Here is a 12,134-nt window from a genome sequence, read left to right as displayed (position 1 = left end):
TATCTGCCCGCCAGTTCCTCCATGTCATACATATATATATCGAAACACCAAGCTGGACGGCGCATGACTCGCTTATCCACTTTGACGGCGACCTGGCGTACACTGCGCGCCTTTGCAGCCCCGTGCTGTCCCCCTGTAGATTTTTTCCAAAGGTGCCCGCCATGCCTTGGCTGCAAGTACGTCTGGCCATCAGCCCGGAACAAGCCGAAACCTACGAAGACGCGTTTCTTGAAGTAGGCGCCGTATCGGTAACCTTCATGGACGCCGAAGACCAGCCGATCTTCGAGCCAGAGCTCAATACCACCCCGCTGTGGTCCCACACCCACCTGCTGGCCCTGTTCGAAGGCGGTACCGAAGCGGCCAGCGTGCTGGCCCACCTCGAACTGCTCACCGGCAGCCCGCTGCCCGAGCATCACAGCGAAGTGATCGAGGACCAGGATTGGGAACGCAGCTGGATGGACAACTTCCAGCCGATGCGTTTCGGCCAGCGCCTGTGGATCGTTCCGAGCTGGCACGCCGCACCGGAGCCGGACGCGGTCAACCTGCTGCTGGACCCGGGCCTGGCGTTCGGCACCGGCACACACCCGACCACCGCACTGTGCCTGGAATGGCTCGACGGCCAGGACCTCAAGGGCTGCGACGTGCTCGACTTCGGCTGTGGCTCGGGGATCCTGGCGATTGCCGCGCTCCTGCTGGGCGCCAGGGAAGCGATCGGCACCGACATCGACGTCCAGGCCCTGGAAGCCTCCCGCGACAACGCCGGACGCAACAATATTGCCGAGGCGCAGTTCCCGCTGTACCTGCCGCAAGACTTGCCAGCGGTCCAGGCTGACGTATTGGTTGCCAACATCCTGGCCGGCCCACTGGTGTCCCTGGCGCCGCAGCTGTCGAGCCTGGTCAAGCCGGGCGGACGCCTGGCGCTGTCGGGCATCCTCGCCGAACAGGGCGAAGAAGTCGCTGGCGCTTATGCCGCGGACTTTGACCTGGACCCGATCGCCAATCGCGATGGCTGGGTGCGCATCACCGGACGTCGGCGCTAGAATGACCGCCTGTATCCACCGGATTGCCGCATGACTGACAGCTTCGTCACCCAGTGCCCGCATTGCCACACCCGTTTTCGCGTCAGCCATGCTCAATTGAGCGTGGCCCGCGGGGTGGTTCGTTGCGGCTCGTGCCTGCAGGTATTCAATGCCGCACGACAGTTGCTGGAACAACGCACTGCCAAGCAAGCGGCTCCTGCCGTCGCGCCGCCCGCCAAGCCTGCCGTCGAAGCCCCGCCCCGGGCGATCAGCCAGAAACAATGGAGCGCCGCCGAGCTGGATCTGGATGACCTGGACAAGGAACTGGCGCGCCTGGAACGACGCGACAATCGCGCCCCGGGAAATACCGGCCGGCGCCGGGAAGACAACCTGAGCGCGCAACGCGACTCGCTCTCCAGCGAGCAGCAAGCCTGGCCCGACAGCCTGTACAGCGAAACCCCGAGCGAGCGCGTCGAAACTGTCCTCGATACCCCGTTCGAACCGTTCGAACCCCACGAACCGGTGCGACCACCGCGTACCGAGCCGTCCTTGTCCCTGGCCCTTGAACCACTGGAACCGGACGACGAACCTGTCGCCCCGCTCCACCTGGCGCCAGACGACGAGCCCGACGAACACCTCGAGCGCCTGTCCGCCACCGACGACCACGACGACGAACCCGAGCAACCGGCACCGTTGCGCAAGTCACGCGAACGCCAGGAACCCGGGATACGTGCCGAGGCGCTCCACGACCTGGACGACGACCCACTGCAACTGGATTGGCGCAAACGCCGCTCGCCCTGGGGCCGCCGCCTGCTGTGGGGCCTGTTGGTGCTGCTCGCCGCCGCGGCCCTGGGCGGTCAGTACATTGCCTACCATTTCGAGGAGTTGGCCCGCCAGGACCAGTACCGCCCATGGTTCCTGCAAATCTGTCCGACCATCGGTTGCGACGTGCCATCCAAGGTCGACATCGCCAAGATCAAGAGCAGCAACCTGGTGGTGCGCAGCCATCCGGAATTCAGCGGCGCCCTGGTGGTGGACGCGATCATCTATAACCGTGCGCCCTTCTCCCAGCCTTTTCCGCTGCTGGAACTGCGTTTTGCCGACCTCAACGGGCACCTGATCGCCAGTCGCCGCTTCAAGCCAGGGGAATACCTGGGTGGCGATCTCGAGGGGCGCGGCGAAATGCCGCCGCAGACGCCCATCCACATCGCGCTGGATATCCTGGACCCTGGTCCCAAAGCGGTGAACTACAGCCTGAGCTTCCATTCTCCCGAATGAAGCCGGCGCGGGTCGGTCGATTGACGGCAGCTTTCTGACTCACCCCACCCAGACCAAACCGCTGGCGATAACAAAATAGCTGTTCAGATTTTATCCAATTCGACCTTTATCCAGTCATCGAGAGCGGGTATCATGCCAACCCTTTTTCGAACTCTCATGATCCGGCCCCACTTCAGGGAAGTCCTATGTCGGCGGTACGCATCGGCCCATATACATTGCAGAACGGCCTGGTTCTCGCCCCTATGGCGGGCGTCACCGACCAGCCCTTTCGTCAGCTGTGCAAACGCTTGGGCGCAGGTCTTGTGGTTTCGGAAATGGTCACCAGCGACATGAGTTTGTGGAACACCCGCAAATCGCGTCTGCGCATGATCCACGAAGGCGATCCCGAGCCGCGCTCGGTACAGATCGCCGGTGGCGATGCACAGATGCTGGCGGAGGCAGCCCGGGCCAATGTGGCGTTGGGCGCGCAGATCATCGATATCAACATGGGCTGCCCGGCAAAGAAGGTCTGCAACAAGGCCGCAGGCTCGGCACTGTTGAAGGATGAAGCCCTGGTCACCGAGATCCTGCAGGCGGTCGTCGCCGCAGTCGATGTGCCGGTGACCCTGAAGATTCGCACCGGATGGGACCGGGAGAACAAGAACGGCCTGACGGTGGCGAAGATCGCCGAACAGGCAGGCATCACGGCGCTGGCGGTCCACGGCCGCACCCGTGCCGACCTGTATACGGGCGAGGCCGAGTACGACACCATCGCCGCGATCAAGCAGGCGGTGTCGATTCCGGTCTTTGCCAATGGCGACGTCGACTCGCCCGAGAAGGCCCGGTACGTGCTGGACGCGACCGGTGCCGATGGCCTGTTGATCGGTCGGGCCGCCCAAGGGCGGCCATGGATTTTTCGTGAGATCGAACACTACCTGCGCACCGGGGAAAAGCTCGCGGCGCCGCAGTTGGCCGAGGTGGAACGTATTCTGCTAGAGCATCTGGCCGCGCTCCATGCCTTCTACGGAGAAGTCATGGGCGTACGCATCGCTCGCAAGCATGTGGGCTGGTATCTCGCAACCCTGCCGGGCGCCAGGGAGTTTCGCGCCCGTTTCAATCGTTTGGATGGTACGCAAGCACAATGCGCCGACGTTCAGGCGTTCTTCGCTGAGCGTTACAAGAGCCTGACAGGGGACGAAGGGGTGGCCGCATGACGATGATGACCGAGACTTTAGTGAGTGGAACAACACCCGTGAGCGACAACGTGAATTTGAAACAGCACCTCAATACGCCCAGCGAAGAAGGCCAGACCCTTCGCGGGAGTGTCGAGAAGGCGCTGCACAATTATTTCGCCCACCTTGAGGGCGCTGCCGTCACGGATGTGTACAACCTGGTGCTTTCCGAAGTCGAGGCGCCTTTGCTCGAAAGCGTGATGAACTACGTCAAGGGCAACCAGACCAAAGCCAGTGAGCTGCTGGGCCTGAACCGCGGCACCCTGCGCAAGAAACTCAAGCAGTACGATCTGCTGTAAGCATTCAATCAAACCAGAAAGGCGCCCGTGTAAAAAACGGTCGCCTTTTTTGCTGACTTCCCTTGCTTTTGATGGAAATTGAAATGACCGACCAGACCACCCGCCTGCCGATCCGCCGCGCCTTGATCAGCGTCTCCGACAAGACCGGGATCCTCGAATTCGCCCGCGAGCTGCAACAGCTGGGCGTCGAGATTCTCTCCACCGGCGGGACCTTCAAGCTGCTGCAGGACAATGGCGTTGCCGCAGTGGAAGTCGCGGACTACACCGGTTTTGCGGAAATGATGGACGGTCGGGTCAAGACCCTGCACCCGAAAATCCATGGCGGGATCCTCGGTCGTCGCGGCATCGACGATGCAATCATGAACGAACACGGCATCAAGCCGATCGACCTGGTGGCCGTCAACCTCTACCCGTTCGAAGCCACCATCAGCAAGCCTGGTTGCGACCTGCCGACCGCCATCGAAAACATCGACATCGGTGGCCCGACCATGGTCCGCTCGGCAGCCAAGAACCACAAGGACGTGGCCATCGTGGTCAACGCCAGCGACTACGCCGGCGTGCTGGAAAACCTCAAGGCCGGTGGCCTGACCTATGCTCAGCGTTTCGACCTGATGCTCAAGGCCTTCGAACACACCGCCGCCTACGACGGCATGATCGCCAACTACATGGGCACCGTGAACCAGGCCGCTGAAACCCTGAGCACAGAAGGCCGCAGTGAATTCCCACGCACCTTCAACACCCAGTTCATCAAGGCCCAGGAAATGCGCTACGGTGAGAACCCGCACCAGAGCGCGGCGTTCTACGTGGAAGCCAAGCCAGCCGAAGTCGGCATTGCCACCGCCACCCAACTGCAAGGCAAGGAACTGTCGTTCAACAACGTGGCCGACACCGACGCCGCGCTGGAGTGCGTGAAGAGCTTCGTCAAGCCGGCCTGCGTGATCGTCAAGCACGCCAACCCGTGCGGCGTGGCCGTGAGCCCGGACGCCGAGGGCGGCATCCGCCAGGCCTACGAACTGGCCTACGCCACCGACACCGAGTCGGCCTTCGGCGGCATCATCGCCTTCAACCGTGAACTGGACGCCGCGACCGCCAAGGCCATCGTCGAGCGCCAGTTCGTCGAAGTGATCATCGCCCCTTCGGTCAGCGAAGAAGCCCGCGCCATCGTCGCCGCCAAGGCCAATGTGCGCCTGCTGGCTTGCGGCCAATGGTCGGCCGACCGTGCGCCGGCCTGGGACTACAAGCGCGTCAACGGCGGCCTGCTGGTCCAGAGCCGCGACATCGGCATGATCGGCAGCGAAGACCTGAAAGTGGTGACCAAGCGCGCCCCGAGCGAGCAGGAAATCAACGACCTGATCTTCGCCTGGAAAGTCGCCAAGTACGTCAAGTCCAATGCCATCGTCTACGCCAAGAACCGCCAGACCATCGGCGTTGGCGCCGGCCAGATGAGCCGCGTGAACTCGGCCCGCATCGCCGCCATCAAGGCCGAGCACGCCGGTTTGCAGGTACAAGGCGCGGTCATGGCCTCCGATGCGTTCTTCCCGTTCCGCGACGGCATCGACAATGCGGCCAAGGTCGGCATCACCGCGGTGATCCAGCCGGGTGGTTCGATGCGTGACGCTGAAGTGATTGCTGCGGCCGACGAGGCTGGCATCGCCATGGTCTTTACTGGCATGCGTCACTTCCGTCACTAACATCGATCAATGTGGGAGCTGGATTTGTGTGGGAGCAAGCCTTGCCCCCACACAGACTCGCTCCCACAGAAAAGCATCTCTGTGGTGCTCAACAGAATCAGCGTCATCCGAGGTTTTTGAAATGAATGTTTTGATCATTGGCAGCGGTGGCCGCGAACACGCCCTGGCCTGGAAAGTGGCTCAGGATCCGCGTGTGCAGAAGGTCTTCGTGGCACCGGGCAATGCCGGCACCGCCATTGAAGCCAAGTGTGAAAACGTCGCCATCGACGTGCTGGCCCTGGAACAACTGGCCGATTTCGCCGAGAAAAACGTCTCGCTGACCATCGTCGGCCCGGAAGTGCCACTGGTCGCCGGCGTGGTCGATCTGTTCCGCTCCCGTGGCCTGGACTGCTTCGGTCCGACCGCCGGTGCCGCGCAACTGGAAGGCTCGAAAGCGTTCACCAAGGACTTCCTGGCGCGTCACAAGATCCCGACCGCCGACTACCAGAACTTCACCGAAATCGAACCGGCCCTGGCCTACCTGCGCGAGAAAGGCGCACCGATCGTGATCAAGGCCGACGGCCTGGCGGCCGGTAAAGGCGTGATCGTCGCCATGACCCTGGCCGAAGCCGAAGACGCCGTGCGCGACATGCTGGCCGGCAATGCCTTCGGTGACGCCGGTTCGCGCGTGGTGATCGAAGAGTTCCTCGACGGCGAGGAAGCCAGCTTCATCGTCATGGTCGATGGCAAGAACGTCCTGCCAATGGCTACCAGCCAGGACCACAAGCGCGTCGGCGATGGCGACAGCGGCCCGAACACCGGTGGCATGGGCGCCTACTCCCCGGCCCCGGTGGTGACCGCCCAAGTGCACCAACGGGTCATGGACCAGGTGATCTGGCCGACCGTGCGCGGCATGGCCGAGGAAGGTAATGTCTACACCGGTTTCCTCTATGCTGGCCTGATGATCGACAAGGCTGGTAACCCAAAAGTCATCGAATTCAACTGCCGTTTCGGCGATCCTGAGACCCAGCCGGTGATGCTGCGCCTGCAATCGAGCCTGGTCCTGCTGGTCGAGGCCGCACTGGCCCAGGCACTGGACAAAGTGGAAGCCCAGTGGGATCCACGCCCAAGCGTCGGTGTCGTATTGGCGGCCGGCGGTTACCCGGGCGACTATGCCAAAGGTAGCGCGATCTTGGGCCTGGACGCCGCGGCCCGGCTGGAAGGCAAGGTCTTCCATGCAGGCACAGCGTTGAAGGATGGACACGTGGTCACCGCCGGCGGTCGTGTGCTTTGCGCCACCGCCATGGGCGCGAGTGTCGACGAAGCTCAGCAGCAGGCCTACAAGCTTGCCGCCGAGATCGACTGGGAAGGTTGTTTCTACCGCAAGGACATTGGCTACCGCGCCATTGCCCGCGAGCGTGGCGAAAATCTGGAATAACCCAGCCATTCAGCCAGGCAAGGGTCTACGACCCTTGCCTGACTGTTCCGGCGCCGCGCATAGTTATAATCTGGCATCAACCTACGAAGGGATTTCGCCGTGCGCTGGCTCAGGATTGCCATAGGCCTTACCGTCACCCTGCTGACGCTGCTCTGCATGCTCCCGGCCCAGGCCGCGCCAGGCAGTGGCTGGGCGGTATTGCTCGACGAACAGGGCGACCTGACGCTGAGCGACATCCGTTCTGCCCGCTACACCAATCAATTCAGCCCCATCGACCTGGATCGCCTCAAGGCCGCCGAGCCCGGCGGAGCATTGTGGCTGCGTTTCCGCCTGGCCCCCGACAGACACGAACAGATCCTGCGCATCTTCGCGCCCGACCTGTCACGCCTGAACCTCTATGTGCTGGACGGCGACACCCTGGTTGACCAACAAGTCAGCGGCAATGCCACGCCGCACACCGAACCCGCGGTCCCCAGCAGCGACTTCATGCTGCCCCTGCCGCGCAGCGACAAATCACTGGACGTCTACCTGCGACTGGCCTCGCGCCATGAACTGCGCCCCTACGTGACCTTGCAATCGGCGGTCGTGGCGGCGGCCGATCAGAACCAGACGCTGATCTACGGGTTGCTGTTCGGCTGCATCGCCATGCTGATCCTGCACAACCTCACCCGCTATGCCTACACTCGCTCACGCAGTTGCCTGTGGCTGGCAGCCTGTGAAGGGCTGCTGATGCTCAGCCTCGCGTTGCTGCTGAACCTGGCCGGGCCCTGGTTGCCTGACTGGCCTGCGGTCCAGACGCCAGGAGCCTACCTGGCCTTGCTGCTGACGGCGCCCTGCGGCCTGATGTTCGCCTACCGCTTCTTCGCTCCCCTGGGACCGCACCCATTGAACCGGCTGCTGCTGGGGGACATTGTGTTCGTCATGCTGTGCTGCCTGCTGCTGTTGTTCGTCAACACGCTGCCGCTCAACATCATGACTTATACCCTGGTGGCCCTGGCCGGCCTGAGCATGCTGTTCGTCAGCGCCTGGCACTGGCAAAAGGGCTACCGCCCGGCCCGGCTGTTCGTCGCGGCCATGGTGGTCTTCAACCTGGGCACGCTGATCATCCTTCCGGCGCTGCAAGGGCTCACGGAAGTTCCTCCCCAGGGCTTGATCATCACCCTGTTGATCTTCATCTGCATCAGCGGCCTGTTGATGAGTGTCGCCCTGGGCGAGCGCCAACGCTCGATCAACGAAAGCCGGTTCAGCATCAGCCGCGACCTGGCGGCGAGCAATGCCGAAATCAATGCCAAGGCCGAGTTCCTGGCCAAGATCAGCCACGAGATCCGCACCCCGATGAACGGCGTGCTGGGCATGACCGAGCTGCTGCTGGGCACGCCGTTGTCGGTCAAGCAGCGCGACTACGTACAGACGATCCACAGCGCCGGCAATGAACTGCTGACCCTGATCAACGAGATCCTCGACATTTCCCGGCTCGAATCCGGGCAAATCGAGCTGGACGACGTGCAGTTCGACCTCAATGCACTGATCGAGGATTGCCTGAGTATCTTCCGCGCCAAGGCCGAACAGCAGAATGTCGAGCTGATCAGTTTCATCCAGCCCCAGGTGCCGCGAGTGATCAGTGGTGACCCGACACGGCTACGCCAGGCGCTGCTGAGCCTGTTGGAAAACGCCCTGAAGAAGACTGACGAGGGCGAAGTGCTGATCGTCGTCGCCCTCGACGAGCGCAGCAATCAGCCGCGCCTGCGCATCGCCGTGCAGGACAGCGGGACACCGATGGACGCTGAAGAGCGCGACACACTGATGCACGCCGAGCTGCACAGCAAGAATTTCCTTTCGGCCACGCGCCTGGGGGGTAACCTGGGCCTGGTCATCGCCCGCCAGTTGATCATCCTGATGCACGGGGAATTCGGCATCAAAAGCGGCAGCAACCAGGGCAGTACCTTATGGCTGACCCTGCCCCTGGACCCGGATCGCCTCGAACATCCGACTTCCGACCTCGATGGCCCGCTGCAAGGAGCGCGCGTGTTGATCGTCGACGACAACGACACCTGCCGCAAAGTGCTGGTGCAACAGTGCAGCGCCTGGGGCCTGAATGTCAGCGCGGTGCCATCGGGCAAGGAAGCCCTGGCGCTGCTGCGTACCAAGGCCCACCTGCGCGATTATTTCGACGTGGTGCTGCTGGACCAGAACATGCCGGGCATGACCGGCATGCAACTGGCGGCCAAGATCAAGGAAGACCCGAGCCTTAACCACGACATCCTGTTGATCATGCTCACCGGTATCAGCAACGCACCGAGCAAGATCGTGGCGCGCAACAGCGGAGTCAAGCGCATCCTCGCCAAACCGGTGGCCGGTTATACCCTCAAGACTACCCTGGCGGATGAGCTGAACCAGCGCAACAGGGGCCAGGCGACGAATGTACAGGTGAATGCCGGTCCGCCCATGCCGGTGAAGGTACCGAGCGATTTCCGCATCCTGGTGGCCGAGGACAACAGCATTTCCACCAAGGTCATTCGCGGCATGCTCGGTAAGCTCAACCTGCAACCCGACACCGCCAGCAACGGCGAAGAAGCCCTCAAGGCCATGAAGGAACAACGCTACGACCTGGTTCTGATGGACTGTGAAATGCCGATCCTCGACGGGTTTTCCGCCACCCAGCAATTGCGCGCCTGGGAAATGGGCAACCAGCGGACCCGCACCCCCGTCGTGGCGCTCACCGCGCATATCCTGGCCGAACACAAGGAACGCGCCCGCCAGGCCGGAATGGACGGGCACATGGCCAAGCCGGTGGAGCTGTCGCAATTGCGCGAGCTGATCGAGCACTGGGTGGCCCAGCGTGATCAGCAGAACAGGTCGGCGGCGCACACATCCTAGGCGGCGACATGGCTGTCAGCGGGCCCCGCCGCTCTGTTCAAAGTTCCAACGCATGCAGATGTCGGACTGTCTCGCTCATCACCGCGGCGGCGACTTTTTCTCTGAACGTCGCGTAGTGCAGCGTGCTGAATGTAATGACCGCCATTTCCTCCTGGCTGCTTTCCACCACGTCCTCTATCGGCCAGAACAGAAATCTCGAGACCGTTCTGCGGGTGCGGAACTGCTTGTGGTAGAGGCCTATTTCTATTCTTCCAGAAGACTTGGACGTGCAAGGAATCACTTGGAAGAATCCCCTATCACGCAGCAGGCTTGTCCTTTCGAATACCTCGAGCGCATCGGGATTACGCCTCAGGGTTCCTAACGCCTGGCTCGCCTGCCGGGAAAAACGTTCATCGAATGACCGGGATATTTGCCGCGAAACGCTATCAACCATCAATCCCTGCCCCGCCCGCCCGGCACTGACAGGACGCGCCGAATCCCATCCCAGATACCTGAGTTTATTCTTGTAATAGTCGAACCAGTTGCCGACCAAACCGTCCTTGTAGGCCGAACGTGTTGCCAATTGCGCGTACAGGTTGCTCAGGTAGATATCCTCCCGATCCTGGAAGGACAGCCCCTCATCGAATGACACGATACTCCCGCCCACCACGGCAGCCGCCGGTGTGCCGCTGTGGCGAAGCAACTGCCCATCGGTCGATCGCCCCCCCATGTCATTCATAAAGACACAGCCCCCGTTACCTCAGGCTCGACCGCGTCGGAAATATCGATGATGTTCTTGGCGGCCTTATCCCCCAGTTTCTTGATAATGGCATCGCGAACGGGCGCATAGAGCGCATCGGACAAGTTCGCCTGGAAGCAGCGCAGTTGAATATCACCCGATACAGGACCGGTGGAAAAAAGCGACCCAAGAGGATTGGTCGTAATGTGCCCAGTCTCAAACTCCACGCAAACACTGTTCAGCACAGGCCCCCGCTGGGCCAGGATGACTTGCAGCCTGACCCTGCACGCAGGCTCCGGGGATCTGGTGCCTTGAACCCGCTTGCACAATCGTTCAATGGCCGGCAAGGTGCAGGGCAATTGAGCGACACGATTCAACAGGCGCGTGAATTCAGTCACTTTAGTTTGGTCAACATATGTACCCAGTCGTTTTTCCACCCAAGTCATCATGGTGCATGTCGAAGAAGCATCGAGTGTAAAGTTGTCCCACGCTACCGCCTTCTGCAACCAACCCGTCTGTAAGACTTCCCGATATGCCCCGTACCATTCATCCAGTGACGTAAGAGCCGGATACTTCTTGTCGGCTACCAGCTGCGCAAACAATACCGAATTCATTACATCGCACTTCTCCTGCTCCAGCATATCCGCTGATAACAAGACAACAGCCCCGGCGTTGATAAAAACCGAACAATGATCACTCATTATAGTTACCTGATTCGCTAATGGATGGCGACCACTGTGTAGTCGCCAAAAGATCAAACGAGATTAAATCTCGTAGTCTTCGATCTTTTTCTGCGCACGATCACCCAACCTTGCAATGATGGTGGCTCGGGTACGATTAATAATTGACGGCACCATGGTCATATGACATTCGCCGCGATACAAATCGACCGAACTGCTGTCCCAATTCACAAACAGGACTTTGGTCTGATTCGTCCGATTAATGAAACGCACGGCCCCCAATGCCATGATGACTTCACCGTGTGGGGTTTCGTGGCAGGTCGCCACACCAAAACCACCCGCACCGGTCTCCCTGATATTTTGATCAAAGAGTTGAAGTGGCTTGTCACTGCTTTGCAGCGCAGCTATTGCGTCACCTGCCACTTTAAGCATCAGTGCCGACGTTGGCCCAGGAACAGCGGCGGCAGCCACGGCCGAACCCAGGATCCTCAACACCAGTTGATCCATCTTGAAGCTCCTGCCCGACGCCGCGACTGTGTCGTAATAGCGTTGCAGGATCGTCCAGCCGCAGTCTTGCATGACTTGCAGAAAGAATTGATACCACTCTCTACCTTGATCTTCCCGTGGATACGCCCTGTTCGCCGCCAACGATGCATACAGATAGGAATGCTGGATATCCGCCTGATTTTGCTCAGTCATTCCCGAGACGAATGCCAGGATACTTTCCCCGACAATCGAAGCGCGATCCGGCTTTTCCACAGCCGCTTTATACCCGACAGGATTGATTGCAACAGTGCGCGAAGAAACAACTAAATTTTCCGGCATGATTTCATAACTATTCAGCCGATCAAGACGATCAGCCAAGGTTAAAACCGAATCAAACTTAACACTCATAGATATATTCCTTATTTAATTAAGGTCCTCCATGGACCCCGGGGACAACA

At 60.9% G+C, this 12,134-nt stretch carries 10 protein-coding genes; 7 read left to right on the top strand and 3 right to left on the bottom strand.

What is annotated here, in order from left to right:
• The first annotated feature begins 161 nt into the window (after positions 1–161).
• From prmA to PBDP_RS03450, 7 genes are all read left to right on the top strand, one after another.
• Complete coding sequence (gene prmA, locus PBDP_RS03480) at positions 162–1,040, top strand: 50S ribosomal protein L11 methyltransferase (protein ID WP_109752251.1); 879 nt, start codon at positions 162–164, stop codon at positions 1,038–1,040.
• A 30-nt stretch (positions 1,041–1,070) separates the two neighbouring features.
• Positions 1,071–2,297, top strand: a complete 1,227-nt coding sequence (locus tag PBDP_RS03475; protein WP_109752249.1) for a DUF3426 domain-containing protein — start codon at positions 1,071–1,073, stop codon at positions 2,295–2,297.
• Between the two features lie 185 nt (positions 2,298–2,482).
• The gene (gene dusB, locus PBDP_RS03470; protein WP_109752247.1) at positions 2,483–3,490 is read left to right on the top strand and encodes a tRNA dihydrouridine synthase DusB; all 1,008 of its coding nucleotides are present in this window, start codon (positions 2,483–2,485) and stop codon (positions 3,488–3,490) included.
• Positions 3,487–3,807, top strand: a complete 321-nt coding sequence (gene fis / locus PBDP_RS03465) for a DNA-binding transcriptional regulator Fis (protein ID WP_003186237.1) — start codon at positions 3,487–3,489, stop codon at positions 3,805–3,807. Before dusB ends, fis begins: the two co-directional genes overlap by 4 nt.
• Before the next feature lie 83 nt (positions 3,808–3,890).
• Positions 3,891–5,498, top strand: a complete 1,608-nt coding sequence (purH, locus tag PBDP_RS03460; RefSeq protein WP_212801817.1) for a bifunctional phosphoribosylaminoimidazolecarboxamide formyltransferase/IMP cyclohydrolase — start codon at positions 3,891–3,893, stop codon at positions 5,496–5,498.
• Between the two features lie 121 nt (positions 5,499–5,619).
• Positions 5,620–6,915 (top strand): phosphoribosylamine--glycine ligase, encoded by a 1,296-nt coding sequence (purD, locus tag PBDP_RS03455; protein WP_109752243.1) that lies wholly within the window; start codon positions 5,620–5,622, stop codon positions 6,913–6,915.
• Positions 6,916–7,014: 99 nt separating this feature from the next.
• Positions 7,015–9,792 (top strand): hybrid sensor histidine kinase/response regulator, encoded by a 2,778-nt coding sequence (locus tag PBDP_RS03450; protein ID WP_109752242.1) that lies wholly within the window; start codon positions 7,015–7,017, stop codon positions 9,790–9,792.
• A 37-nt stretch (positions 9,793–9,829) separates the two neighbouring features.
• Here PBDP_RS03450 and PBDP_RS03445 read toward each other — a convergent pair whose 3' ends face one another.
• From PBDP_RS03445 to PBDP_RS03435, 3 genes are all read right to left on the bottom strand, one after another.
• Positions 9,830–10,510, bottom strand: coding sequence for a hypothetical protein (locus tag PBDP_RS03445; RefSeq protein ID WP_249411834.1), 681 nt, complete (start codon positions 10,508–10,510; stop codon positions 9,830–9,832).
• A complete protein-coding gene (locus PBDP_RS03440; protein WP_212801816.1) occupies positions 10,507–11,211 on the bottom strand; it encodes a hypothetical protein in 705 nt (234 codons plus the stop codon). The genes PBDP_RS03445 and PBDP_RS03440 overlap by 4 nt, the downstream gene beginning before the upstream one ends.
• A 63-nt stretch (positions 11,212–11,274) precedes the next feature.
• Positions 11,275–12,084, bottom strand: a complete 810-nt coding sequence (locus PBDP_RS03435) for a hypothetical protein (RefSeq protein ID WP_109752238.1) — start codon at positions 12,082–12,084, stop codon at positions 11,275–11,277.
• Positions 12,085–12,134 lie beyond the last annotated feature (50 nt).

Origin of the sequence: Pseudomonas sp. St290 (genome assembly GCF_018325805.1) — a bacterium.
Taxonomy (GTDB): domain Bacteria; phylum Pseudomonadota; class Gammaproteobacteria; order Pseudomonadales; family Pseudomonadaceae; genus Aquipseudomonas; species Aquipseudomonas bijieensis.
This window is presented reverse-complemented; position numbering and strand designations above follow the sequence as displayed.

Coding starts and splice junctions, on each gene's coding strand:
- prmA (WP_109752251.1), top strand. CDS start 162: ATGCCTTGGCTGCAAGTACGTCTGGCCATCAGCCCGGAACAAGCCGAA.
- PBDP_RS03475 (WP_109752249.1), top strand. CDS start 1,071: ATGACTGACAGCTTCGTCACCCAGTGCCCGCATTGCCACACCCGTTTT.
- dusB (WP_109752247.1), top strand. CDS start 2,483: ATGTCGGCGGTACGCATCGGCCCATATACATTGCAGAACGGCCTGGTT.
- fis (WP_003186237.1), top strand. CDS start 3,487: ATGACGATGATGACCGAGACTTTAGTGAGTGGAACAACACCCGTGAGC.
- purH (WP_212801817.1), top strand. CDS start 3,891: ATGACCGACCAGACCACCCGCCTGCCGATCCGCCGCGCCTTGATCAGC.
- purD (WP_109752243.1), top strand. CDS start 5,620: ATGAATGTTTTGATCATTGGCAGCGGTGGCCGCGAACACGCCCTGGCC.
- PBDP_RS03445 (WP_249411834.1), bottom strand. CDS start 10,510: ATGAATGACATGGGGGGGCGATCGACCGATGGGCAGTTGCTTCGCCAC.
- PBDP_RS03440 (WP_212801816.1), bottom strand. CDS start 11,211: ATGAGTGATCATTGTTCGGTTTTTATCAACGCCGGGGCTGTTGTCTTG.
- PBDP_RS03435 (WP_109752238.1), bottom strand. CDS start 12,084: ATGAGTGTTAAGTTTGATTCGGTTTTAACCTTGGCTGATCGTCTTGAT.